Raw genomic sequence first — 25,564 nt, 5'->3', positions numbered from 1 at the left:
CTGACTGATCTGTCGCGTCTGAGCGTAGCTCCTTATCATTGTCTCAGGTGGAAACGAAGAGCACGAAACCCGAGATGAAAATTCGTCGGGCACAGCATCGTCGGACGCCTGCTGGACAACCTAGGTATTGCATTCCCCACTCGCCACAAAGTCATCTTCGTGCATAGCTGTTTTTGGCACAGCCGCGGCTGCTGCTGGGGTAATCTTCCCAAGTCACGTATGGAATAGTAGGAATCAAGGATTGAAACAAATCAAGAACATGATAAAAGAAATTTAACCCTGTTGCTTGAGGTTCGACGGGAACCGTTGATGGCTTGGCAGTATGCGCTGCGCAACTGCGATGCAACGATTTATCGTGTGGACGACTACCTCCGGAGTTAGGTTTCAATGGGCAAGTCGCAAACGCACCAATATGATGAGCAAGATGAAGAAGGGGCAAAGCATGGCGAGACCGATTGGAGTCGACCTGTTCTCAGGAGCGGGAGGTATGAGCCTCGGTTTCGAACAGGCAGGGTTCGATGTGGTGGCGGCAGTGGAGCTCGACCCGGTTCACGCCGCTGTCCACAAATTTAACTTTCCCGATTGTGCCGTGATTCCACGCTCTGTCACAGATGTTTCCGGAGCCGACATTAGACAGGCAGCTAAAATTGGCGACCGTGCTGTCGATGTGGTATTCGGCGGCGCTCCCTGCCAAGGTTTTTCCCTAATTGGACAACGCGCCCTCGACGACCCGCGCAATGCCCTCGTTCAGGATTTTGTACGGATCGTAAAGGAACTAGACGCTACCTGCTTTGTCTTCGAGAACGTCAAAGGACTGACAGTAGGCAAACACAGAAAATTCCTGTTCGAATTAATCGAAGAATTCGAGGCGCTAGGTTACGATGTGCAAAAAGACTGGCGCGTCCTAAACGCTGCCGACTATGGTGTTCCGCAGGATCGACAGCGACTAATTTTGATGGGGACCAAGAAAGGCGGAAATTTACCAAATTACCCCAGAGTGATTTCCAAACGCACGACCTGTGTGGATGCGCTTGGAGATTTGCCGGATGCGGAATCCTTCGAGGAACTGCTTCACTCCGATTACGTGGATACGACTGCTTTCGGAAACCCAAGCAAATATGCGGAACCGCTTCGCGGACTAGGTAACGACGCTTGGGGCTATGGCTATCCTCGTAACTGGAATCCAAACACACTGACGTCAAGCGCCCGAACGGGGCACACAGATATTTCGCGACGGCGCTTTCGGGAAACCGATCAAGGTCGCGTAGAACCGATATCGCGTTTTTTCAAACTTTCATCCGACGGGGTATCCAACACACTCCGAGCGGGAACCGATTCAGCTCGAGGCGCATTCACAAGCCCGCGCCCAATTCATTATGCTTATGCTCGATGCATTACGGTGCGCGAAATGGCACGGCTTCACGGCTTTCCAGATTGGTTCCGATTCAATGCGACGAAATGGCATGGCGCACGGCAGATCGGTAACGCCGTTCCACCGCCGCTGGCACGTGCAGTTGCAACTGCTGTTATAAAGGCTCTTGGCGTTAAACGGACCCGCCCAAGCGAAGCGCTTGACCTCGGTGACGAACGCCTACTGACAATGGGCAACACGGAAGCCGCTGCCCATTTCAACATCGCAAACCCCATCGGCCGACGCGACAAGAAAAGCGGCACGAAGAAGCGCAAGCAAGCCGAGATCGAATTAGCGGAACGTAAAGCGGCGAACGTTGATAATGTCAATCTGGTCAATGTCGGTGGCCGGGCTGAATTCGACGATCCAGACCGTGTTCAGGTTATCACGCCACAAGCCGAGGCTGCGCACAGCTAGACCGGGCACAGGAGCCTTTTGGACACCATAGGTGTTCAGGTTCAAAGCCTGCGACCAAGACAACTTGTCCTGCCCGCCCTTACCAGAGATAGGCACAAGAGTTTCTTGCGTCCCGTCGATGCCCGCCTGTACTTCATCGATCTCGATCTGTCCGTAAGTGACACTTGTGCGGTGATGTCCTTGGATTGCCATAGCCTGAAAGCCCAAGAAAGTACTAATCAGCCCAGCGTTCCGAACTCGCGTGAAGACCGCTTGTTCGTCCTGACCGAGAAGAGCTGAAATAAACTTGGGTGTCTGATCAACTACGGGTTCAATCGCTGGATCGAGACCAAGGCTTTCAAAGTGAATGATGTTTTTACGGCGCGTACGGCGCAAGATGTATTTGCCCTTCCCAGCTTGCAGCCAAGTCATCGGGCCAACTTGCTCGACTTCTGCGGGCAACTCTCGCCGAGCGTCGTAGGTGTATTTAATGTCCGGGACGTTCGCGACTTCTTTGTTGATCACGCCATCGGTTACCGCCTTCCGCATCGCTCGGCGTACCGTCTCCTGATCGAATGGAATGGCCGTAGGCAATGTCTCAGCCGTGAAGTTCTTGGTTAAATCGCGGAACAGGTATGTTGCGATCCTGTCGTATTTTGGAAGGGTAATCAGTTCGTCATGTGGGGTACAATTGAGCATCTGGCACTCCTTTCGGTAGCCCAGATATAGGGAACCAATTTCCCGATTCAAGTCACGATAGAATTTACGATTGAAAAATACCTTCCCTATCACCCAATAGTGCAAGACATCTCCACATCCACCCCATCCCTTCCCCGCCCAAAATGGTCGAACCGGTTGATAGGGGAGGTCCGGCAGACAGCGCATGATTGCCGATTAGTAGGGCAAATCCGGATTAGCATTTAGCTAGTAGGGTTGCGGGATCAAAGGGCTGGCAACGTGATGACCCGATGTGCTACCTTTCACTCTGGAAAAGCGGAGTCAGCCCAAGGATTTGTGCAAGCGCATCCAATCCGCTGATACAACATCCAACCATCTGAAATCACTAAGAAAAACAATCCTTAATGATAGGGTCAGGTGTTCGAATCACCTAAGCGGCACCATCTCGTTGACTGAAGCGAGATCGCCATGTGAAGCTGCCCCATGCTTCGGATCACTTGGATATTGTTGATTCTTTTCACTGGCGTCGCGAGTGCCGACGACGACGCAGTTGCGAAATATCGCGACTATCTCCCCGAACAGCTTCTCGCGCTGTCTGAGGAGGAGCGGCACAGTTCGGTGCCGATGATGTTCAGTGGAGCGGCAAACCTTGCGACATCGCCTGCGGGTGACTTCGTGATGCAAGCCAACCTGAACGCGCTAATGTATAGCGGGTTTGCGGACTTCGAAGGTGCAAAACGAGCGTTTCAATCAGACCTGGGAGAAGAACCAACGGGCGCGTTGACAGTTTGGCAGATTCACACCCTTGGTTACCGTTCGTCACGTGTGAACATGACCAGCGTCAGTTTCTTTCCGTTCGACTTCGGAGGCACGATGAGTGGCGATTGGGCCTTCGTAAAAGGCACTGTCGAGATCATAGACGACAAGATCGCCTACCCAATCAACCAAGTCGATATTGAGTGCAGTCGCAGAAGCGGCACGTGTGACTACCGCCAGATCGCGTTGACCCTACCCGATGAGAACTCTTGGGTGCAGTCGTATCACGTGGGCGAAATCGCAGACGAAGTGTATCAGATCACGCGATGGGAAGGGCAATCCATCGACGCGGTTCCGGTGAACACGACGGGGTGTCGGATCAATCAGTTGAGTCTGAACTTCGAAACGCAGGAGTTTTTCGAGATCGCTCGCAACAACACATCCGGCGACTGCGAGACCACGCTTGGTGGTACAATCCCACGTCTCGACAAACCGCGCGTGTCTAGGATCGTGGATGGGCGCGAGATCATCAGTGCCGAGTTCAATGCGATCAGCGAGGAGACGTTTACGTTCTTCTCGAGCGCGTTCCGTCAGCGGATGGAAGCATTGGTCGCGCAATCAGAGCAAAACTGATCGCTTGCGCCTTGCAACATCCTCGCAAATGGTTCGAAGCAGGCCGATCGCGGCTTTAAAAGGCAAGCTGGTTTACTCTATCCACCGCGACGAGGAAGATCAGTTCCACATCGTCAGCCACACGCCACAAACCGGGGGTCAACCAACTCTGCTATTGCTCGAACCTCCCGGCGTGCCCCCTACAACCCCGCCACATGCATCACCCTGAACGTGTGCATCTCGCCGTCATCCTCGCGGATGGAGACATATTCACCGCTGACAAAGCGTTCGTCGCTGAAGCGGAAGGCGGCTTCGTCGTCGTCGTCACGGTCGGGATCATAGTCAAACCGCCAATGGCCGCCGGGGCCGCGGGCGAGAACGCCGATGGCGTCTTTTTCGCCGGGGCGGAAACGGCGCACGCGGCATTGGTCGCGATGGGCGGTCGCCACATCCCCATCGATATGCCCGTCCGCCAAAAGGGGCGCCAGAATGTCATAGCCATGTTCATTATCGCCCCCCGGGTGGCCCTGTTCGCGGGCCAGCTCAAGCCGGATATGGCGGAAACTGTCTGGAAGATTATGCATCATCATGCCTTCCCTATTTCACGTGAATCAATAAAGGGGCGGACCAGCCCCGCCCCAGCGGGCCAACAGCTGCTAATGGGCCATCAGCACGGGAATTTCAGCCCTTGAGAGAATATCGCGGGTCACACCGCCCAGCACCCATTGCCGGAACCGCGAATGGCCAAAGCCACCCATGACCAGCAATTGCGCGCCGTTTTTTTCCACTTCATTGAGGAGGGCTTCAGCCGGATTGTCCCAACCGGTGATCTGGCGGAGTTCAACATTGACCCCGTGCCGGTCGAGATGCCGGGAAATCCCCGCGCCCGGCATTTCCTGATCTTCCTCGGGCGCCCCGTCTTCGCTGACAATGGCCACCACAACCTTTTTGGCTTTCTTGAGCACCGGCATGGCCTCAGCCAGTGCCCGCGCCGCTTCCCGCGTATTGCGCCAGGCGACCACAACCGTATCCACCTCGGCCTGCGGCTTGATCACCGGGGGCACAAACAGGCAGCCGCGCCCGGATTCGAACAGGACCGATTCCAGCACCTCGGGATTGCCCCCCTCATGTTCATAAGGGCGTGTGCCGATAAAAAGATCCGCCCGGCGCGCTTCCGCCGCCACCAGCCGCCGTGCCTGGCTGGAATAAATGTCCAGCCGCCGCAATTCATTGAGCACCCCGAGCCGGCCAAACCGGGTTTTGAGTTTTTCAGCGGCACCATCGCCCGCAGCGATGGCCTGGTTCTGCATTTCCACAACCACCTGCGCGCCCGTCATGCCCGGATCACCTCCCAGCATGACTTCGGGAATGACATTGCAGTAAAGCCCGGTCAGATGCGCGTCATGGGCCGCAGCCCATTGTTCGGCATAGGCCAGCCGGACCTCATCCTCTTTGTGACCATCGAGATAAACCAGCAGGTCCTTGATCATGACAACGCTCCTTGGCTCGTGAACATAAGAATATGTAGACGCAAAGGGCCTTGAAGACCTTGATATGGGTCAAACGCCATATCGGGCGGGCACCAGAGCGCCGATCCCTTAAACCTAGGTCGTTTATGTGGCTTTTTCCAGATCGCGCGGTGACCGCATCCCGGTGGCCGAGGTCACACCTCTTGCGGCTCGGCGGTCTCCGCCACCGGCTGGGCGGCACGGGCCGAGGCGTGGATATGCAGCTTGAACCGCCCCTCGCCGCGCACGCTGAACAATTGTTTTTGCTCCTCACGGGTCGAGCGGTAGAAGGGAAACCGGCTGTAAATCCCCGGCAAGACCTTCGGCACATCGGCGGAATACATGCAGACGGGGAAATTCAGCCCGTCATAATAGCGGATATCGCCCACACATTCGGATTTGAACACCCGCTGGTAGAACGCCCCATGTTCGGGCCGCACCGAGGAGAGGCAGAAATCGACATTGAAATAATCCGACGCCATGACAATGATCCGCGTCGTCAGAAACGGCAGCGCGGGATAGGCAAGGCTGGCATCATGATCGGCAGTAAAGCGGCTGGGGTCGATATAGGTATTGCCCGCATCTAGCAAAGGGTCGAGAATTTCGGGATAAATTGTGCGGCTGGGCGAGAAGCGCTGCGACGGGGTGACATGGTGCAGCCGGATGGAGCTGACCAGATCCTCATCGATATAAACCCCGAAACAATAGGCATTCGGGGTATTGTCGTAATCGTCACCCGCAATCTGCTGCGAATTGATCGGAATGAATTCCTCGCGCCGGTACGCCTCATACCGCAACCGGTAAACGGGATCTTCCAGATCTTCCAGTTTCACAGGGCGATAGGTCACCCGGTCCAGAATATCGATGAGCGCGCCAGCGAACCGCGACACTTTGGGCGTTTGGGTAGAACTCTCAGACACAACACAACCTCAACTAAGCTGTGCTGATTGTTAACGCTCCGTTAATCCGAGTCAAAGAACCAAATTTACGATTTATTAATGTTGGTTAACATTAAGCCTGTTGGCAGAGGCAAAGGTGCAAATCTGAAAACCTTCATAAATCAGATATTTAAGCCTTCTTTTGCAAAAGCGGCCTGGTCGGCGGCGACACCCGTTCGATCAGTTCGGCAACATCCCTTCGGGGCAGGGGCGCACCAAAAAGATACCCTTGCGCGAAATCGACCCGCGCGGTCCGGGCAATCACTTGCAGCTGTTCTTCCGTCTCAATGCCCTCAACCGTCACCGTCAGATCCAGATCCTTGCTCAGCCGGGCGATATTGGACAGCAAGCGCTGCGAGCGCTCGCTTGTCGTCACATCCACCACAAACGAGCGGTCGATCTTCAGCTTGGTGAAGGGCAATGTGTGCAGATAGCTCAGCGAGGAATAGCCGGTGCCGAAATCATCCAGCGCCACATCGACACCCTTCCGGCGCACCGCCGTCAGCGCCTTGACCGCCCCGTCAAGCTCTTCAATGATCGTCGTCTCGGTGATCTCGACCGTCAGGCGTTCGGGTGGCAGACCGGAAATCTTCAAGGCATTGTCGATCATGCCCTCAACATCGGCATCGCGGAAATCGGTCGCCGACAGGTTGACCGAGATCGTGACATCCTCAGGCCAGTTCATGCATTCCAGCGCCGCGTTTTCCAGCACCCAGGCGGTAATTTCCGACATGACGCCGATTTCCTCGGCAATCGGGATGAACTGCATGGGCGGGATCAGCCCCAGTTCATTATGCCGCCAGCGCACCAGCGCCTCGCAGCCCCGCACCTTGCGGGTCTCCATGTCGACAATCGGCTGGAACAGCAAATAAAGCTCGTCATTGCCCAGCGCATTGCGCAAGTCGGCCTTCATGCGCTGGCGCTGACGGTACTCAACATCCATCTGCTCATGGAACAGGCGGTATTGCGCCTTGCCATTGCCCTTGGCCTTGTAAAGCGCCAGATCGGCCTGGGTCAAAAGCGAATCCAGTTCCACATGCGCGCCCTGGGCCAGCGCGACGCCGACACTGGCATTGATGATCAGGTTTTCATCGCGCACACGCGCGGGCACATGCAGTGCCGCCAGCACCGCTTCCGCATCGGCGCGCGCCAGCGCTTCACTGGCCCCGCCGGCGCGGAACACCATGAATTCGTCGCCGCCAAAGCGCGAGATCATCGCATCATCGCCAAAAATGGTCGCCAGACGGCCCGCCACCTCAATCAAAAGCGCATCCCCCACAGGATGCCCGAATGTATCATTCACATGTTTGAAATCGTCGATATCGACGATCATCATCATCACGGTTTCTGCGCTGTCCACCGCATGCTGTTCCTTCAGCCGCGCCTCGGCCTGCTCGCTGAAAAACGACCGGTTGGACAATTGCGTCAGCCCGTCATAGCGGGCCATGTAATTGATGCGCTCCGCCGCGGTGACCCGCTCGGTAATGTCTTCCATCATCAAGACGGTGCGCCCAAGCCGTGTATTGATAGTGATCTCGCATTGCTGGCCACCCACCAGCCCGACAACCAGCTTGGAATGGCCGCCCGCCGCGATTTCCGAAATAATGTATTCCGCCGTTGCTGCGGTTACTGTGCCCGCATCCCGTGCCCCGGCAATGACCTCGGTAAAGGGCCGGCCGATAAACTGTTCCGGCGCCTCACCCAGAAAGCTGAACCGTGTCTGCTTGTTGATCACCGCCACACAACCATTTTCATCGAGCATGCAAAGCCCGTGCGGCATGGTGGTCAGCGCCGTATCCAGCTCGGCGGCCAGCCGCGAGGCATCCTGCCGGCCATGCACCGCCGTCAGCAGCAGGTTGCGGATATTGCCCGCAAGGCTGCGAATGCTGAACAGATAGGGCAAGAGCAGCACCCCCATCACAGCGTAATAGACATTGTTCATCGTCAGCAGGCCGGCGGCCAGCGGCAGGGCAATGGCGATGGAGGAAAGCGAGACAATGCGGTCAATCGCAAAAGTCCGCGTCACCAGCCCGATCAGAACCGCGATCGACACCATGATGCTCGACAATTGCGCAAACGGATCGGTGATGAACACAAGGCTGATATAGCACCACGCCCCATAGATCAGCGCCGTGCCCACGGTCGCGATCGTCATGCACCCTTCCCAGAACCCGGCCCCCACAACATCATCGGGCTGCAGGTCGGCTTTCTCGAACCAGAGGATAAGGATGTGCCGGGCCGCGCCCCCCAGAAGAAACAGCGAGGCAATAACCGCCAGAATCGGTGCGCCCGTGTGCATATAGGTCGCCCAGGCGGCAGCCGCAGACACGGCTGCACCGACAATTAACGACAGTTTTTCTGAAAAAAGCGATGCGACTATGGAAACATAATCTGCAGCCGGCAGTTTTCTTTTGACCGAATAAAACATTTTCTCACCACGCTAGCCCCCCCAATGTGCGCGGGCAGGTGTTAAGAACCTTTTGTCGAACGATTTGCGGCGCATTGGGGCACCGGGAAAAACGATGTTTGGTTAAGAAAATATGCCCATATGCATTGAACCACGGCTTTTTCGTATCATTTCGAACCGTCCCCGACCAAAATGTCATGATGCTGCCGGGTCTTGATTAGCACTGGTGCCTGCGGCAAGAATTACGTAAAGCCTTTTTCAGGCAGGTTTCAGTCAGGACAATGCAATGGGCCAGTCCACAATTCGCTTGCGGGACATCGCCGAAAAGACCGGATTTTCAACCAATACCGTGTCTTTGGCCCTGCGCGACAGCCCCCGCATTCCCAAACAGACCCGCGACCTGATCCGCGCGGCGGCCAATGAACTGAATTACCTGCCAAACCAGATTGCCAAATCCCTTGTGAGCCGCAAGACCAGAACGGTCGGTCTGGTGCTCACCGACATGACAAATACCATTATCACCCAGACCGCCCAGGCGCTTGAAAGCGCATTGGCGGCCCACGGCTACAGCACGCTGTTCGCCACCTCGAACAACCGGCTTGAAGAGGAAATCCGGGTCGTTGAAATGTTCCGCTCGCGCCAGGTCGACGGCATGCTCATCTACCCGGCCGCCCATAATGAACTCGACCATATCCGTCGCCTCAGCCGGGCCCGTTACCCGGTTGTGCTTCTGGTCGGCGATCCCGATTCCGGGCTGGACGCGGTCAGTGTCGATGACCGCAGCGGCGCCTTCAAGGCCACACGCCACCTGATCGAACTCGGCCATAAACGCATTGCCCTTCTTGATAGCGCCAGCCATTTCGGCAATGCCGAAAAGCGCGAGGGCTATCAACGGGCACTGGCCGAGGCGGGCATCGATTTCGATCCGGCCCTCGTGGTGGAACCTGAAGGCCATGCCGCCTCCCTGGGTTACGCGGCCACAAAACAGGTGCTGGCCACCAATCGCGCCGATCCGCCCACCGCCCTTTTTGCCGCCACCGATTCTCTCGCCATTGGCGCGCTGCGCTGGTGTCACGAACACGGGATTGACGTGCCCGGCGATCTGGCCATTATCGGCTTCGACAATACCGAATATGGCGAATATGCTGCCATACCGCTCTCAACCATCGATTATGCTGCGGAACAGATTTCCCGACAGGCCGTTGATCGCCTGATGCACCTGATCAATACAAGCGATCATCCGCCCGCGCCCGAGGTGACCCTGATCGACCCGGCGCTGATCACCCGCCAGAGCACGGGCCCGGCCCGCTAACCTGCAGCGGCAAGCCGCTTTTGAAGCCAAAATAGACCCCTTTATCGGGGGACAATGGGAGAAGATGCAATGAACCACGCCATACCTCAAATCGGTTTCGGCACCTGGAAACTGACCGGCAATGACTGTATCACAGCGGTCGAGACCGCGCTGGAGACCGGCTACCGGCATATCGATACCGCCCAGGTTTATGGCAACGAGGCGGAAGTGGGCACCGGGATAGCCAACAGCCCCGTCGCCCGTGCCGACATCTTTGTCACCACCAAGGTGTTCCCCGAGAATTTTGGCGCCTTCCTGCCAAGCCTTGAAACCAGTCTTGAGAAACTGAAACTCGATCAGGTCGACATGACGCTCATTCACTGGCCGGCCGGCAATGGCAAGACCTCGCCAGAACCCTATCTCACCGATCTGGCCAAGGCCCGCGACAAGGGCATGACCCGGCTCATCGGTGTCTCCAATTTCACCATCGACCTGCTCAAACAGGCCGAAACAATTCTCGGCAAGGGCGCACTGGCCACCAACCAGATCGAACTGCACGCCTATATGCAAAACCGCAAACTGGCGGATTTTTGCAAAAGCATCGGCCTGCCCGTCACAGCCTATCTGCCCCTTGCCGGTGCCCGGCTGGTTGATGATCCGGTGATCGGCAAAATTGCCGCCCGCCACAATGCGGAAGCCAGTCAGGTGGCTTTGGCCTGGTTGATGCAAAAGGGCTATATCGTCATTCCGAAATCCGGCCATCCCGACCGCATCCGGTCCAATTTCGCGGCGACCAAACTCACCCTGACCCCGGACGACATCAGCGAGATTGATGCGCTGGACCGCAATGAGCGGATCGTTGACCCCGCCCACGCGCCCGACTGGGACTGACCCCATATTGCCAAGGGAGGCATAAATGGCCGAAAAACTGACAGAAACCGCCCGCAAAGCGGCGCTCGAGACCCTTGGCAACTGGCAATATGACATTGCGGGCGATGCCATCACCCGCAATTTCACTTTTCAGAATTTCACCGCCGCCTTCGGCTTCATGACAAAGGTCGCCCTGCTGGCGGAAAAGGCGGACCACCATCCTGAATGGTCCAATACCTATAACCGGGTCACCATTCGCCTCACCACCCATGATGCCGGTGGCCTGAGCGAGAAAGACCTTGCCCTCGCCCGGGCCATTAACGCGCTTTGAGCGGATCTGGCTCAGCTGCGCAATCCGCCGATATCCCGGCAAAATCGCCGTCACGGCTTGCCCCGTAAGGCCCATGTGCTAAATCACCTCACCCCTTGTGCAACCGGACCCGCCCGTGACGAACGCCCCGCTTCATATCGCGCTGACCTTTGACGATAATTTCTGGGCCCCCGCCTATGCGACCATGCGCGGGGTGTGCCTTGCCACCCATCGACGCCGTGATCTGGTGTTTCACCTCTGCCATCGCACCCTGACGGCGGAACATCTGGCTGATCTGGACAAGATCATCGAAGAGTTCGGCGCAACGCTGAAACATTACAATATCGATGAAATGCCGCTGTTTGCCGATGTGGCGAGCCGGGCCCGCTATAACAAGCGCCTCTCCAATATCGTTTATGCCCGGCTGCTGTTCGCCCAGATATTGCCCAAGGACATCAAGCGGCTCGTTTATCTCGATTGCGATATCTATGTCCGCGCGCCCATTGAGGAACTGGCGGAAATGGACATGCAGGGCTTTCCCATTGCCGCCGTGCAGGAATATCTGGCCGCCTTCATTACCGGGGGGCGTGATATCCAGAATTTCTCTGGCCTGTTCGACACAGCCGATCCCTATTTCAATGCCGGCGTCATTCTGATCGACATGGAGAAATGGCGCGCCGAGGATATTTTGGGCCATCTCGAGGCCGCCATTGCCGACGGCACCATGGACAGGATCTATTATGATCAGGATCTGTTGAACCTGATCTTCAAGAACAACTGGCTCAAACTCGACCAGCTTTGGAACACCATAGATGCCCGCCCCGCCCATCAGGCGCTGAACCCGAAAATCCTGCATTATACCGACAAGCGCAAACCGTGGAATCTGGTCTCCGGCGTCGCCTTCACCCGCGTTTATCGCCACGTGATGACCAATGAGATTTTCTATCGCTATATGCGCCACCGCATCAAACGCCGCCTGCTCAAACTCATCGGTCGGAAACCGGGTAAATGACTGCCATTCATATCCTTTTCGCCTTTGACGATAATTTCTGGGCCCCCGCCTATGCCGCCATGCGCGGCATTTGCCTGTCGACCCATCGCCGCGGTGATCTGGTGTTTCACCTGTGCGAACTCGGCCTGACCGGTGAACACCGGGCTGACCTTGAAAAAATCACCACAGAATTCGGCGCCAAACTGGTCTTTTACGATCTGGCCACCAATCGCGATTTTCAGGAACGCTGCGCCAACCTGCCCTCGGACAAACGCCTCAACCAGATGATGTATGCCCGGTTGCTGGTCGATGTGCTGATCCCCAAAGACGTCAAACGCATTATCTATTTTGATTGCGACACCTATGTGCGCGCGCCGATTGAGGAACTGGCCGAAATCGATCTGCAGGGTTTTCCCATCGGGGCGGTCGAGGAACCGCATGCCGATTTCATCACCCGGCAGACCGACATGCGCCATAATATGGATCTGTTTGATCCCGCCGACCCCTATTTCAATTCCGGCATGCTGGTTATCGACACGAAAAAATGGCGCGACGCCAAAGTGCTCGACCATCTGGCGGCCAAGGTCGCCGATGGCACCATGGACCGCATCTATTATGACCAGGACTTTCTCAACCTGACCTTCAAGAACAACTGGTGCCATCTCGACCAATTGTGGAACCTGATTGATCCGCGCGCACCCCATCAGGCGCTCAACCCAAAAATGGTGCATTACACCGGCCGAAACCGGCCCTGGAACCTTGTCTCCAATGTGGCCTTTGCCCGGGTCTATCGCCATGTGATGACCAATGAACTTTTCTATCGCTATTGGCGGCACCGCCTGAAACGACGCGTGATGAAATTTTTGCGCCTCAACCGCCTGTTCACCAAGACTTGACCCCAAATAACCTTGAGCCTGCCCCAATCCATGTTTAGCTCCACGCAAAACACGCTCTGAACCAGAAACGGTCTAACAATGTTCGATGCCCTCACCCGCCTGTTTGCGGCCCCCAAGCCTGCCGATGACCAGATGGATACCAAACTGGCGGTCGCCGCCCTTCTGGTGCATATCGCGGCCATTGACGGGGTCGTGACCCGCGAGGAGCAGGCCACCATTGCCGGCATTTTGCAGGATCATTTCGATATCGCCCCCGGCCAGGTGGACAAACTGATTGCCGAGGCAACCCGGCGCGACAGTGAAGCGGTCGATTTTTACCAGTTCACCTCGGCCCTTTCACGGCTGGAGGAAGAAGAGCGCATCAACATTATCCGCCTGCTCTGGCAGGTGGTGTTTGCTGACGACAAAAATCATGAGCTGGAAGACAATATGGTCTGGCGCGTCGCCGAACTGATCGGCGTCTCTTCCCGCCAGCGCACCATATTGCGCAATCAGATGAAAAACGCCTGAGCCCGCCGCCGCCAGCCTCGCATTTCGCATGTCCGTTGCATTTTGCAAGGCAATTTGCGGGAGAAGACTGAACGCTGCATCGCAAAAATGCCCGGTTTTCCGCGCATAACCGGCAAGCACACAACTGGCACGCTTCGTGCAATGTGCACTCATGTCCGGAAACGTATTGCATACCGGGCAAGCGTACCAAAGGCCCGCCCTGCGTATCGTGGCGGGCCTTTTCTTTACCGGCATAAACCACGATGCGCATCGCCCGCGGGCCCGCCCTTGCAGCCCGGACCATCAATAGCTAGATATGTCAGCGTCCATTGAGGAGCTATCCATGTACGCAATCCTGTCCACCATCGTGATGATTCTTGAACTCTATAAATGGGTTCTGATTGCCATGATCATCATGAGCTGGCTGTTCACCTTCAATGTGATCAACGCCCGCAACCAGTTTGTCGCCATGGTCTGGCGGGTGCTGGACGCGTTGACCGAGCCGGTATTGCGCCCGATTCGCAATCTTTTGCCGAGCATGGGCGGCATGGACCTGTCGCCGATCATCGTTTTCATCATTATTTTCTTCCTGCAAAGCTTCATTGCACAGGATCTGCCGCGCCTGATCGGCCTCTACTAGCCGCAAGCCGCCATGCCGGATTGCTACCGCTCAACGCAAACCGGCATCCGCCTTTATCTGCGCGTCACCCCCAATGCCGGCATGGACCGGATTGAGGGCCAGGAAAATCGCGATGATGGCAGCGCAGTCCTGCGTTTGCGGGTCAAAGCCGTGCCCGACAAGGGCCGGGCCAATGCCGCCGTCATTGCCCTTCTCGCCAAAAAAATGCGCCTGCCCAAACGCGACTTCACCCTGGTCGCCGGTGACACGGCACGGCTTAAAACCATCGACATCGCCGGAGAACCGGACGCGCTGGCTGCGCTTCTTGCCCCCTTGATGGCTTAACGCTTTGTAAAATCGGGTTGCCGGACGTGCGACAATTTGGCACCCTCGCCTTCGGGCGTGTGGGAGGAGACCGGTTCAACGCGAAACAATATCGCGGGAACCGGCAGGACCAGAACGCCCTAACAGAAGAATTAGAGGGGGTATTTATGGACCTGGCACTCTGGTTAATCGTCCTTTGTGGGGCGCTGTCCATCGTTTATGGCATCATTACAACCCGCGCACTTTTGGCAGCCGACGCTGGCAATGCGCGTATGCAGGAAATCTCGGCCGCTGTGCGTGAGGGCGCACAAGCCTATCTCAAACGCCAATACACAACGATTGCGATTGTTGGCGTTGTCATCGTCGTTATCGCCTGGTGGCTTTTAGGCATTTACTCCGCCATCGGTTTTCTCATCGGTGCCATCCTGTCGGGGGCTGCCGGTTTCATCGGCATGAATGTCTCCGTGCGCGCCAATGTGCGCGTCGCCCAGGCCGCCACCACATCGCTCGCCAGCGGCCTCGACCTCGCCTTCAAATCGGGTGCAGTCACCGGTCTTCTGGTCGCAGGACTTGGGCTGTTGGGGGTCGCCCTTTATTTCATCTATCTCACAATGTTCGGCGGCTTCGATGCAACCAGCCGCACCGTCATTGACGCATTGGTGGCCCTCTCGTTCGGGGCCTCGCTGATTTCCATCTTCGCCCGTCTCGGCGGCGGTATCTTCACCAAGGGTGCGGATGTCGGCGGCGACATGGTGGGCAAGGTGGAAGCGGGCATCCCCGAGGATGATCCGCGCAATCCTGCAACCATTGCCGATAATGTGGGCGACAATGTCGGTGATTGCGCCGGCATGGCGGCCGACCTGTTTGAAACCTATGTGGTCACCGTTGTGGCCACCATGGTGCTGGCAGCCATTGTTCTGCCCGATGCGTTCAAACTGGCGGGCATGGTCCTGCCGCTGGCCATTGGCGGCGCCTGTGTCGTCACCTCGATCATCGGTGCCTATTTCGTGCGCCTCGGCAGCTCGAACAACATTATGGGCGCGCTCTATAAGGGCATTGTCGCCACCGGCGTTTTGTCCCTGATCGCGCTTTATCCGGTTATCAGCCTGGTCTTTGACGGCATGGATGTCGATCTGGGCGGGTTCACCCCGATGCACCTGTTCTGGTGCGGCACGGTCGGCCTGATCATTACCGGGCTGATCATCGTCATCACCGAATACTATACCGGCACCGGCAAGCGCCCGGTCAATTCCATCGCCGAGGCCTCGATCACCGGCCATGGCACCAATGTCATCCAGGGCCTTGCCGTCTCGCTTGAATCAACGGCCCTGCCGGCCCTGGTCATCATCGCCGGCATCATCGTCACCTTCAACCTCGCCGGTATTTTCGGCATCGCGGTCTCGGTGGCCACCATGCTGGCCATTGCCGGCATGATCGTCGCCCTCGATGCCTTCGGTCCGGTCACCGACAATGCCGGTGGCATTGCCGAAATGGCGGGCCTGCCCGAAGAAGTGCGCCAGAACACCGACGCGCTCGATGCGGTGGGCAATACCACCAAGGCGGTCACCAAGGGCTATGCTATCGGCTCTGCCGGTCTCGGCGCCCTGGTGCTGTTCGCCGCCTATACCCAGGATCTGGCCTTCTTCACCCGCGAGGCGATTGAGGGCAGTTTCTTTTACGGCATGGGGGCGGTCAATTTCTCGCTCGCCAATCCTTATGTCGTCGTCGGCCTGATCTTTGGCGGCCTGTTGCCATTCCTCTTCTCGGGCATGGCCATGACCGCCGTCGGGCGCGCAGCCCAGTCGGTTGTGGTTGAAGTCCGGCGGCAGTTCAAGGAAAAGCCGGGCATCATGAAAGGCACCGAGAAGCCCGATTATGGCCGGGCTGTCGACATGCTGACCAAGGCCGCGATCAAGGAAATGATCGTGCCCTCCCTGCTGCCCGTACTCTCCCCGATTGTCGTCTTCACCGTCATCTACTGGGTGGCGGGACGGGCCGAAGGCTTTGCCGCCCTCGGCGCGATGCTGATGGGGGTCATTGTCACGGGTCTTTTCGTGGCCATTTCCATGACCGCCGGTGGCGGCGCGTGGGACAATGCCAAAAAGAGCTTTGAGGACGGCTTTACCGATTCAACCGGTCAGGTCCACCTTAAGGGCTCCGACGCCCACAAGGCCTCGGTCACCGGCGACACCGTCGGCGATCCCTACAAGGACACAGCCGGCCCGGCCGTGAACCCGATGATCAAGATCACCAATATCGTGGCCCTTCTGCTGCTGGCGGTATTGGCACACTAACAAAGGCGACCCCCCTTCTTTCCCTCCCCCTTGAGAGGAGAGATCAAGGGTGGGGGTCGCCCCGAAGGGGCCACCAAACAAGCAAAAGGCCGGGAGCAATCCCGGCCTTTTTTATGGGTAAACCGGCCACAAACTCAGCCGAAATCAAGCCCGCAGGCCTGACGGATCGCGATCTGCACCGGGGACGGTGGCAGCGCCGGATCGAACGGGCCGGTGGGCAAAAGCGGCGGCTGCGCCATAAAGCGGGGCACCGCGCCCCGATGCGGTTGCGCCGCATGCACAACAAACGGGTGACAAAGATAAACCGTCCCCGCCGCACCCGTCGCCAGAAGTTCGGGGCATTCAGCGGTTGCCGCAAACCCGTCTGCCGCCAGCTCGCCCAGCGTCATCCCGGCTTCCCCATAAGGCAACAACTGCCGGGCAATCGCCTTGTGCGACCCGGCTCGAATCCGGGTTGGTGCGTCCCGCTCCCCCACATCGGAGAACAGGAACAGCATCAACAGCGCCCGGTCCCGGCTCATGACATTGATCCGCCATTGCAGGAAATCGGGATTGTCGGTGCCAAAGCTCATGTCCACATGCCAGCCATCATCCCCCGGATCACTCTCGGCGGGAAATCGCAGCGGAAAACTGCCCATGGCCCGGGGCGCAAGCCACCGGCCTTCCCCTACAAGCGCGTCATAGGCTGCATGCAGGCGCGGTGTATTGGCCGCCGCAACAAACGGGGCTTCCATCTGCATACCGAGCCGGATGACAGGCTGGGTCCAGCCCGCCGGATCATCGGGCGACAGCCCCACTTTGCGCCAGAGAATGGCCCGCCCTTCGGCGGCAATATCCGGATCGAATGCGCCATCGATGCGCACAAAACCCTGGTCGATGAAATGTGAAATAGCCGTGCTGTCCAGCACGGGTGTGATGTGTTCAGGCATTTTTCAAAAATCTCTTCCACCCGTCACGCCCAAAGGCATGCGGATCAATATCGTTCAGGCGTTGCCGCCCGGCTCAGGCTCAAAGGCTCAGCCGAGGAAGAACGTGGAAGAGGATTTGAATGCGTACATCATCATGCCCAATTGTTAGCCGCAGATTTTGGACCTGTCAAAAAATTCGGATCGGCAATAACAAACGCGTGGAACCAAAAAAGCCGGGATCACTCCCGGCCTTTTCCAATTTCATTCTGCCAGAAAACTACTTCTGCTTCTTGGCCAGCTCGATTGAATCGAGAATGACCTTGCGGGCGTCTTCCGCCCCCGCGATCCGGTCGATCTTGGCCCATTTGCCCGGCTCCAGATCCTTGTAATGGGTGAAAAAGTGTTTCACCCGTTCCATCTGGATTTCCGGCAGATCGGTCACGTCCTGGATCTTGTCGTAATTGCGGGTCAGCTTGTGCACCGGCAGCGCGAGGATTTTTTCATCCATGCCGCCATCATCTTCCATGTACAACACGCCCACAGGCCGGCAGCGGATCACCGCGCCCGGCACGATCGGCCGTGTGTTCAAAACGATCACGTCGAGCGGGTCACCATCGCCGCAAAGCGTGTGCGGCACGAAGCCGTAATTGCCCGGATAACGCATCGGCGTGTAAAGGAAACGATCGACAAACAGCGCGCCGCTGGCCTTGTCCATTTCATATTTGATCGGTTCGCCACCGAGCGGGACCTCGATAATGACATTGATGTCCTCGGGCGGATTGCTGCCAATGGCGATTGCGTCGATATTCATGGCGTTGCAGCCTTTTTTGGTCGAAAATAACTCAAGGAAGGTTCGGGATGTGTCATGCACCGGAAAACGCCGTAATTGCAAGCAACAACCGGGCAGAACCGCAAGGAACTTGGAAAAAATGAAGCTGCACCCCGTCTTCGCCGCCGCGGCCATCGCTCTTTCGGCCAGCCTGTGCGCATCCCTGCCGGCCAGCGCTGCCAGCACGGATTCCATCTATACCGATATCAATCTCGATGAGTGCCTTGTGCTGGGAGCGGATGACTTCGGGGCCAGCTTTGCCTGCCCCGGTTACAAGGGCTATCCCTTGTGGATTGCAGAGGGGGATTTGCGCTTTTTTGTCAGCTATGGCTTTGGCGCGCCCGACGAACGCGCCGCCAGCCAGACCCTGCCCGCCTTCAACACGATCGGTGCCAAAATGGAATGGCGCCTCAGCAATAAAAGCGGTGCCTGGAAACCCTTTGCCACCATTTTGCGCTGGCACACCGAGGTCGGCGACGGGTCCGAACCCGATGGGCAAATCCTCGTCGTCACCAAGCTGGCACCGGGCAATACCTGTCACATTGGCTATGTCGACGCGAAAAACCTGGCCGCCCCCGGCGACAATGCCAACGAGATCGCCCGCAATTTTGCCGATGATTTTGCCGAAGACTTCGATTGCGCAACCGACGAACCCCATCTTTATCCGAGCTGAAAATGCCGGATTTCCAAATGAAAACCGTTGGCGGCACCAAACTGCTTTATGTCATGGCCGTCGATGCGGAATATGGGCCGCACCTTAATGCCCTGTTCCAGCCGCTGATGACCGGGGTCGGCCCCATCGAGGCCGCGATCAGCCTCAGCACCACTCTCACCCGGCTTGAGGCCGGAAAAAACCTGCCAGACCTGGTGGTCTCTCTGGGGTCTGCGGGATCGCAAACCCTTGAACAAACAGCGGTTTATCAGGCAACAAGCGTCTCCTACCGCGATATGGACGCCTCCCCATTAGGCTTTGAAAAAGGCTGCACGCCCTTTGTCGACCTGCCCGCAGAGGTGCCCCTTGTCCCCCGCATTCCCGGCCTCAACCCGGCCCGGCTCTCAACCGGGGCCAATGTCGTCTCGGGTGCGGCCTATCAGGATATCGATGCGGACATGGTCGATATGGAAAGCTTTGCCGTGCTGCGCGCCTGCCAGCGTTTCAACCTGCCGCTGGTCGCCCTGCGCGGCATTTCCGATGGCGCACGCGAATTGCAGCATGTCGGCGACTGGACCGGATATCTGCATGTCATCGACGCGCATCTGGCCACGGCGGTCACCACGCTGGAAACCGCCCTTGCAGCAAACAGGCTGCCGCTGAACGCACCACAGGTTGCAGCCACATAAATACAAAACCACCGGTTTTTGAGATTGGACCATTGGCGGCAATCATGCTCTTATAACCCATCATGAGGTGATCCCTCGTCTCGAATCGGCCAACCGGTCCCGGTCTGGCGGCAAATAAAATCCAGGTAACCGGCGTGCCCAGCCCTTCAAATCCCAGCCCGATGCGGGCCATTGCCTTGAAAGTCACCTCGGTGGCCATTTTTCTGTTCATGGCCACCTGCATCAAGGCCACCGAAAATGTGCCGCCCGGCCAGCTGGTTTTTTTCCGTTCCTTTTTTGCCCTCTTGCCCATTCTGGTTTTTGTCATCGCCCGCGGTGACCTGGGTCACGCCTTCAAAACACGCCGCCCCGGCGGGCATATGCTGCGTGGCGTCGTCGGCGTCACCGGCATGAGTTTTCTCTTTCTGGCCCTCACCAAGCTGCCCCTGCCAGAGGCAACCGTGCTCAATTACGCCACGCCCCTGCTGCTGGTGGTGCTCTCGGCCTTGGTGCTGAAAGAAGAAGTGCGGCTTTACCGCTGGAGCGCTGTGCTGATCGGCATGCTTGGGGTGATCATTGTCATCTCCCCGCGCCTCACCCTGCTCTCCTCGGGTGCCGGGCTGAGTTCGGATGAAGTCATTGGCGTCATCGCCGCGCTGATCGGGGCCTGTTTTGCCGCCACCGCCATGCTGACCACGCGCGCCCTTGTGAGCACAGAACCCAGCGCGACCATCGTCATCTACTTCTCTGCAACCTGCAGCCTGTTCGCTTTGCTCACCAGCCCGTTCGGCTGGGTCATGCCCGACCCGCAGCAATGGGTGCTGCTGATCAGTGCCGGTATTGCCGGGGGCATTGCCCAGATTCTTTTAACCGAGAGCTATCGCCATGCCGACATGTCGATCATCGCCCCGTTTGAATATGTCTCGCTGGTGCTCAGTGTCGCCGTTGGCTATCTCATCTTTGGCGATGTCCCCACGCTGCAAATGCTGGTCGGTGGCCTGATTGTTGTCGCAGCCGGCATTTTCGTCATCCTGCGCGAACGCCGCCTTGGGCTGGAACGCACCAAGGCCAAACAGGTCTCAACCCCACAGGGCTGACGCACCTCGAGCTTCCCCGATGAGCGCCGCCATCATTGCGAGCGCCAAAGGCGCGTAGCAATCCAGAGCGACATGCCGAGCGCGTGGAGGGCCGAAACTGCCCTGACCACATAAACACAATTACAGCATGCTTCCTTCTCCCTCGGGCTTGACCCGAGGGTCCATGCGATAGACGCCACACCGAATGGATGCCCGGATCAAGTCCGGGCAAAAAGGAGAATGGAGGTGATGTGCCCCCAACCCTCATGGTGAGCCTGTCGAACCACGAGGGTTTCAGCACTGCGCGTGCCGCCCATCCTTCGACAAGCTCAGGATGAGGGTTTCGACCCTTGGCCACCCCCCAACAAAAAACCAGCGACCCGTCACCGGATCGCTGGCTTTAAAATTCACCCAATAGGCGCTGAAAACCTAGGCCGACTTTTCGGCGCGCATGGCTTTCTTGCGGTCGTTGGGGTCGAGGTGGATTTTGCGCAGCCGGATATTTTTCGGCGTCACTTCCACATATTCGTCATCGGCAATATAGCCCAGCGCCTGGTCGAGGCTGAGTTTTTTCGGCGTGGTCAGCCGCACCGCCTCATCCTTGCCTGAAGCACGCATATTGGTCAGCTGCTTGCCCTTCAAGGGGTTCACCTCGAGATCGTTCTCACGGCTGTGCTCACCAACAATCATGCCCACATATACATCAACACCCGCATCGATCATGATCGGGCCGCGGTCTTCGAGGTTGAACAGCGCATAGGCCACCGACTGGCCGGTGCCATTGGAAATCAGCACACCGGTGCGACGGCCCGGCAAAGTGCCCTTATAGGGCTCATAGGCATGGAACACGCGGTTAAAGATCGCCGTGCCGCGCGTATCGCTGAGCAATTCGGCCTGATAGCCGATCAGGCTGCGGGTCGGCACATTGAGACGCAACCGCGACCGGCCAACGCCGGAGGGGCGCATCTCGACCAGCTCGCCCTTGCGCTCGGTCATTTTTTGCACCACAGCGCCGGAGAACTCGTCATCAACGTCAATGGTGACTTCCTCGATCGGCTCATGCGTCTTGCCGTCGATTTCCTGCATCAGAACACGCGGACGGCCAACGGTCAGCTCAAAGCCTTCCCGGCGCATGGTTTCGATCAGAACCGCAAGCTGCAATTCGCCACGGCCGGCAACTTCAAAACTGTCATTGTCCTGACCGGAGCTAATCTTGAGCGCCACATTGCCTTCAGCCTCGCGGTTGAGACGGTCGAGAATGACCCGGCTTTGCACCTTGTCGCCTTCGCGCCCGGCAAACGGGCCATCATTGATGCGGAAGGTCATCGACAGGGTCGGGGGATCGATCGGCTGTGCCGCGATCGGGGTGTTGACCTGCGGCACGCAGATTGTGTCGGCAACGGTTGCGGTTTCAAGCCCGGCAATCGAAACGATATCGCCCGCTTCACCCACATCTACCGGCACCCGCTCAAGCCCCCGGAAAGCCAGAACCTTGGAAATCCGGCCCTTCTCGACTTCCTTGCCCTCACGGCTAATGGCATGCACCTGTTCGGTCGGTCTGGCCTGACCGGACATGATGCGCCCCACCAGAATGCGGCCGAGAAACGCGTTGCGCTCAATTGCTGTCACCAGCATGCGGAACGGGCCTTCCTCGACCACAGGCTCATGCACATGCTCAAGCACCATATCGAGCAGCGGCGCCATGCTTTCCTGGGGACCCTTGGGATCGGTCGACATCCAGCCGTTCTTGGCCGAGCCGTAAAGCACGGGGAAGTCGAGCTGGGCTTCGGTCGCATCGAGCGCCACGAACAGATCGAATACCTCGTTGAGGACTTCATCATGACGTTCGTCCGACTTGTCGATCTTGTTGATCGCCACAATCGGGCGCAGGCCCAGCGCCAGCGCCTTGCCCAGCACAAACTTGGTCTGCGGCATCGGCCCTTCAGCCGCGTCGACCAAAAGCACCACGCCATCGACCATGGAGAGAATACGCTCAACCTCACCGCCGAAATCGGCGTGGCCCGGTGTATCAACGATATTGATCCGCGACTCTTTCCAAAGGACCGAAGTCACCTTGGCCAGAATGGTGATCCCGCGTTCGCGCTCCAGATCATTTGAATCCATCGCCCGTTCGTCCACGCGCTGATTGTCGCGGAACAAACCGGAATTTTTGAGCAGAACATCAATGAGAGTCGTCTTGCCGTGATCAACATGGGCAATGATCGCAATATTGCGCAGGGACATGAATTAAGCCGAACTGTTTTGGGAAAACTTTGCGCACGCCTTAACCGGGAACCCGCCCGAGAACAAGGAAAATCGCCCGAAAGGCAGCTATGCAATAATCAACGGCGTTAACGCCAGCGCCACTATCAGCCCCTTTAAAGCGGTTTTAAGCGCTGTATTCACAATAGTCTCGTTTTGAATAACGTGTTGTTTTAACAATATAATATCAGAAAAGACATCCATCGCGCCGCCCGCGTGGCCAGCCCCCGCCACGCGGGAGGCGACACGGTCCATTTTATTGCGCGCCGTTGCACAAGCGCGCCGCGCCCGGCAAAAAAACGCCTCCGGCCCGGATGGGGCGGAGGCGTGCAATAACCGTAATAGCGCAGGCTAAAAAGGCTTATTTGCCCATTTTGAGATTGCGCGCGCCATAGGTTTTAAGGCGCAAACCATTGAGTCTGATAAAGCCTTCGGCATCGTGATGGTCATAGGAACCGGTGCCTTCCTCAAAAGTCACAAGGTCTTCTGAATAGAGCGAATAGGGCGAGGAACGGCCCACAACATGAGCCGAACCTTTATAGAGTTTAAGGCTTACCTCACCACTGACAAACCCCTGACTCTGGTCAATCAAGGCCTGCAGCATTTCGCGCTCCGGCGAGAACCAGAAACCGTTATAGATCAGCTCGGCATAACGCGGCATGATCTCGTCTTTAAGATGGGCTGCACCCCGATCGAGCGTGATCGATTCAATGCCGCGATGGGCGGCCAGCAATATGGTGCCGCCGGGCGTTTCATAAATGCCGCGCGATTTCATGCCGACAAACCGGTTCTCGACCAGATCGAGCCGCCCGATGCCGTGCTTGCCCCCCAGCTCATTAAGCTTTGTCAGCAGCATGGCCGGGGAAAGTTTCTCGCCATTGACCGAAACCGCATCGCCCTTTTCAAAACCGATGGTGATGTGTTCTGGCTTGTCGGGCGCATCCTCGGGGTTCACCGTGCGCTGATAGACATATTCGGGTGCTTCTTCCGCCGGATCTTCCAGCACCTTGCCCTCGGATGAGGTGTGCAACAGATTGGCATCCACCGAGAACGGGGCTTCGCCGCGCTTGTCTTTCGGCACCGGGATCTGGTTCTGTTCGGCATAGGCGAGAAGCGAGGTCCGGCTCTGCAAATCCCATTCACGCCAGGGCGCGATCACCTTGATATTGGGATTGAGCGCCATGGCCGAGAGTTCAAACCGCACCTGATCATTGCCCTTGCCCGTGGCCCCGTGCGAAATCGCATCGGCCCCGGTTTCCATGGCAATCTCCACCAGCCGCTTGGATATCAGCGGCCGGGCGATTGACGTGCCCAGCAGATAGACCCCTTCATAAAGCGCATTGGCGCGGAACATCGGGAACACGAAATCGCGGACGAATTCCTCGCGGAGATCCTCGATATAGATCTCCTTGATCCCCATCATTTCGGCTTTCTTGCGCGCCGGTTCCAGCTCTTCGCCCTGCCCCAGATCAGCGGTAAAGGTCACCACTTCGCAATCATATTCGTTCTTCAGCCATTTCAGGATGATCGAGGTATCGAGCCCGCCGGAATAGGCCAGCACCACTTTATTGATTTTCTTGCTCATAACGCGTTTCGTCTTCTGGTCTGGGAGGCGCAGGGGCCCCGGAACATTTGGCGGGCACACTATTCAAGCCCGGCCCGCCATGCAATTGTCTTGCAAACAATTTTGCCTGCGGCCAAGGGAGGCCGACCCAGCATGCAAGCCTTCATCCCCGATCTGTCGATCCTTTTAGCTTTCGCCGCTGCCAGCATTGTGCTGGCCATTACCCCCGGGCCCGACATGGCGCTGTTTATCTCGCGCACCGTCAATTACGGCCGCGCGCATGGCATTGCCGCCGTGCTGGGTGCCTCGACGGGCCTGTTCGTCCATATCGGTCTGGCCGCCTTTGGTATTTCCCTGCTGCTGGCGACCGCGCCGACCGCGTTTTTCGCCCTCAAGATTGCCGGCGCCTTGTACCTGCTCTGGCTCGCCATTCAGGCCATCCGCCAGGGCGGCGGCATTACCCTTACCAAAAAAGCCCGCCGCCAGCCCAGCGTCTGGCAGAGCTATCTGACCGGCGTCGGCATCAATTTGACCAATCCCAAGGTGATATTGTTCTTTGTCACCTTCCTGCCCCAGTTCGTCTCCCATGACGATCCGGCCGCGGCGGTCAAATTGCTGTTTCTGGGCGGCGAATTCATCCTGCTCTCGATCCCCATCGTCATTGCCATTGTCTGGGGGGCGGAATGGGTGGCAGGCCTGCTGACCCGCTCGGTTGTAGCCCAACGCGCCCTCAACTGGAGCTTTGCGGCGGTCTTTGCCGGCTTTGCGGCGGCGATCTTAACGATTGAGGCCCGGCACTAAAGCGTTTTCGGCCT

24 protein-coding genes are annotated in these 25,564 nt (G+C 57.6%); 15 read left to right on the top strand and 9 right to left on the bottom strand.

All coding sequences use genetic code 11. The annotated features are described in order from the left end of the window. Positions 1 to 487: 487 nt before the first annotated feature. Positions 488 to 1,828 carry a DNA cytosine methyltransferase gene (locus L1P08_RS11630; RefSeq protein ID WP_303617177.1) on the top strand — a complete coding sequence of 447 codons (1,341 nt, stop codon included), beginning with the start codon at positions 488 to 490 and terminating at the stop codon, positions 1,826 to 1,828. Between the two features lie 1,140 nt (positions 1,829 to 2,968). After that, positions 2,969 to 3,874 (top strand): hypothetical protein, encoded by a 906-nt coding sequence (locus tag L1P08_RS11625; protein ID WP_303617176.1) that lies wholly within the window; start codon positions 2,969 to 2,971, stop codon positions 3,872 to 3,874. A gap of 179 nt (positions 3,875 to 4,053) precedes the next feature. On the opposite strand, the gene L1P08_RS11620 is transcribed toward L1P08_RS11625, so the two are convergent. The 4 genes from L1P08_RS11620 to L1P08_RS11605 form a co-directional block, all read right to left on the bottom strand. Then, the gene (locus L1P08_RS11620) at positions 4,054 to 4,440 is read right to left on the bottom strand and encodes a hypothetical protein (RefSeq protein ID WP_368077108.1); all 387 of its coding nucleotides are present in this window, start codon (positions 4,438 to 4,440) and stop codon (positions 4,054 to 4,056) included. Positions 4,441 to 4,509: 69 nt separating this feature from the next. Beyond that, on the bottom strand, positions 4,510 to 5,343 hold the full coding sequence (locus tag L1P08_RS11615; RefSeq protein ID WP_303617175.1) for a universal stress protein: 834 nt from the start codon (positions 5,341 to 5,343) through the stop codon (positions 4,510 to 4,512). Positions 5,344 to 5,516: 173 nt separating this feature from the next. Continuing rightward, on the bottom strand, positions 5,517 to 6,281 hold the full coding sequence (locus tag L1P08_RS11610; RefSeq protein WP_303617174.1) for an N-acyl amino acid synthase FeeM domain-containing protein: 765 nt from the start codon (positions 6,279 to 6,281) through the stop codon (positions 5,517 to 5,519). A 148-nt stretch (positions 6,282 to 6,429) separates the two neighbouring features. Then, positions 6,430 to 8,598 carry a putative bifunctional diguanylate cyclase/phosphodiesterase gene (locus tag L1P08_RS11605; protein ID WP_303617173.1) on the bottom strand — a complete coding sequence of 723 codons (2,169 nt, stop codon included), beginning with the start codon at positions 8,596 to 8,598 and terminating at the stop codon, positions 6,430 to 6,432. A 394-nt stretch (positions 8,599 to 8,992) separates the two neighbouring features. On the opposite strand from L1P08_RS11605, the gene L1P08_RS11600 reads away from it, so the two are divergent. The 9 genes from L1P08_RS11600 (at position 8,993) to L1P08_RS11560 (ending at position 16,790) form a co-directional block, all read left to right on the top strand. Continuing rightward, positions 8,993 to 10,018 carry a LacI family DNA-binding transcriptional regulator gene (locus L1P08_RS11600; RefSeq protein WP_303617172.1) on the top strand — a complete coding sequence of 342 codons (1,026 nt, stop codon included), beginning with the start codon at positions 8,993 to 8,995 and terminating at the stop codon, positions 10,016 to 10,018. A 69-nt stretch (positions 10,019 to 10,087) separates the two neighbouring features. Next, complete coding sequence (gene dkgB / locus L1P08_RS11595; RefSeq protein WP_303617171.1) at positions 10,088 to 10,888, top strand: 2,5-didehydrogluconate reductase DkgB; 801 nt, start codon at positions 10,088 to 10,090, stop codon at positions 10,886 to 10,888. Positions 10,889 to 10,913: 25 nt separating this feature from the next. Next, a complete protein-coding gene (locus L1P08_RS11590) occupies positions 10,914 to 11,198 on the top strand; it encodes a 4a-hydroxytetrahydrobiopterin dehydratase (RefSeq protein WP_303617170.1) in 285 nt (94 codons plus the stop codon). A 115-nt stretch (positions 11,199 to 11,313) separates the two neighbouring features. Then, the gene (locus L1P08_RS11585; protein ID WP_303617169.1) at positions 11,314 to 12,189 is read left to right on the top strand and encodes a glycosyltransferase family 8 protein; all 876 of its coding nucleotides are present in this window, start codon (positions 11,314 to 11,316) and stop codon (positions 12,187 to 12,189) included. Continuing rightward, positions 12,186 to 13,064, top strand: a complete 879-nt coding sequence (locus tag L1P08_RS11580; protein ID WP_303617168.1) for a glycosyltransferase family 8 protein — start codon at positions 12,186 to 12,188, stop codon at positions 13,062 to 13,064. Before L1P08_RS11585 ends, L1P08_RS11580 begins: the two co-directional genes overlap by 4 nt. 78 nt (positions 13,065 to 13,142) lie before the next feature. Then, positions 13,143 to 13,574: a tellurite resistance TerB family protein gene (locus L1P08_RS11575; protein WP_303617167.1), complete on the top strand. Its 432-nt coding sequence runs from the start codon at positions 13,143 to 13,145 to the stop codon at positions 13,572 to 13,574. 322 nt (positions 13,575 to 13,896) lie between these two features. Next, a complete protein-coding gene (locus L1P08_RS11570; protein ID WP_303617166.1) occupies positions 13,897 to 14,193 on the top strand; it encodes a YggT family protein in 297 nt (98 codons plus the stop codon). A gap of 12 nt (positions 14,194 to 14,205) precedes the next feature. Further along, positions 14,206 to 14,517: a DUF167 family protein gene (locus L1P08_RS11565; protein ID WP_303617165.1), complete on the top strand. Its 312-nt coding sequence runs from the start codon at positions 14,206 to 14,208 to the stop codon at positions 14,515 to 14,517. 146 nt (positions 14,518 to 14,663) lie between these two features. Further along, a complete protein-coding gene (locus L1P08_RS11560) occupies positions 14,664 to 16,790 on the top strand; it encodes a sodium-translocating pyrophosphatase (protein WP_303617164.1) in 2,127 nt (708 codons plus the stop codon). Positions 16,791 to 16,924: 134 nt separating this feature from the next. Here the strand turns inward: L1P08_RS11560 and L1P08_RS11555 are convergent, their stop codons facing one another. Both L1P08_RS11555 and ppa read right to left on the bottom strand, forming a co-directional pair. Next, entirely contained in the window at positions 16,925 to 17,719 is a 795-nt protein-coding gene (locus L1P08_RS11555) for a phytanoyl-CoA dioxygenase family protein (protein ID WP_303617163.1), read from the bottom strand. A gap of 256 nt (positions 17,720 to 17,975) precedes the next feature. Next, positions 17,976 to 18,509, bottom strand: a complete 534-nt coding sequence (gene ppa, locus L1P08_RS11550) for an inorganic diphosphatase (protein ID WP_303617162.1) — start codon at positions 18,507 to 18,509, stop codon at positions 17,976 to 17,978. A 118-nt stretch (positions 18,510 to 18,627) separates the two neighbouring features. Here ppa and L1P08_RS11545 point away from each other — a divergent pair, with 118 nt between their 5' ends. The 3 genes from L1P08_RS11545 (at position 18,628) to L1P08_RS11535 (ending at position 20,944) form a co-directional block, all read left to right on the top strand. Continuing rightward, the gene (locus L1P08_RS11545; protein WP_303617161.1) at positions 18,628 to 19,200 is read left to right on the top strand and encodes a hypothetical protein; all 573 of its coding nucleotides are present in this window, start codon (positions 18,628 to 18,630) and stop codon (positions 19,198 to 19,200) included. A gap of 2 nt (positions 19,201 to 19,202) precedes the next feature. Next, the gene (locus tag L1P08_RS11540) at positions 19,203 to 19,868 is read left to right on the top strand and encodes a 5'-methylthioadenosine/S-adenosylhomocysteine nucleosidase (protein ID WP_303617160.1); all 666 of its coding nucleotides are present in this window, start codon (positions 19,203 to 19,205) and stop codon (positions 19,866 to 19,868) included. A gap of 161 nt (positions 19,869 to 20,029) precedes the next feature. Further along, the gene (locus L1P08_RS11535) at positions 20,030 to 20,944 is read left to right on the top strand and encodes a DMT family transporter (RefSeq protein WP_438268463.1); all 915 of its coding nucleotides are present in this window, start codon (positions 20,030 to 20,032) and stop codon (positions 20,942 to 20,944) included. Between the two features lie 408 nt (positions 20,945 to 21,352). Here L1P08_RS11535 and typA read toward each other — a convergent pair whose 3' ends face one another. The 3 genes from typA to L1P08_RS11520 form a co-directional block, all read right to left on the bottom strand. Further along, complete coding sequence (gene typA, locus L1P08_RS11530; RefSeq protein ID WP_303617158.1) at positions 21,353 to 23,167, bottom strand: translational GTPase TypA; 1,815 nt, start codon at positions 23,165 to 23,167, stop codon at positions 21,353 to 21,355. 87 nt (positions 23,168 to 23,254) lie between these two features. Next, positions 23,255 to 23,440, bottom strand: a complete 186-nt coding sequence (locus L1P08_RS11525) for a hypothetical protein (RefSeq protein ID WP_303617157.1) — start codon at positions 23,438 to 23,440, stop codon at positions 23,255 to 23,257. Positions 23,441 to 23,546: 106 nt separating this feature from the next. Then, complete coding sequence (locus L1P08_RS11520) at positions 23,547 to 24,770, bottom strand: argininosuccinate synthase (protein WP_303617156.1); 1,224 nt, start codon at positions 24,768 to 24,770, stop codon at positions 23,547 to 23,549. Between the two features lie 132 nt (positions 24,771 to 24,902). On the opposite strand from L1P08_RS11520, the gene L1P08_RS11515 reads away from it, so the two are divergent. Next, the gene (locus tag L1P08_RS11515) at positions 24,903 to 25,550 is read left to right on the top strand and encodes a LysE family translocator (RefSeq protein ID WP_303617155.1); all 648 of its coding nucleotides are present in this window, start codon (positions 24,903 to 24,905) and stop codon (positions 25,548 to 25,550) included. Positions 25,551 to 25,564: the final 14 nt, after the last annotated feature.

Source organism: Mariluticola halotolerans, assembly GCF_021611515.1.
GTDB classification, from domain to species: domain Bacteria; phylum Pseudomonadota; class Alphaproteobacteria; order Rhizobiales; family Devosiaceae; genus Mariluticola; species Mariluticola halotolerans.
This window is presented reverse-complemented; position numbering and strand designations above follow the sequence as displayed.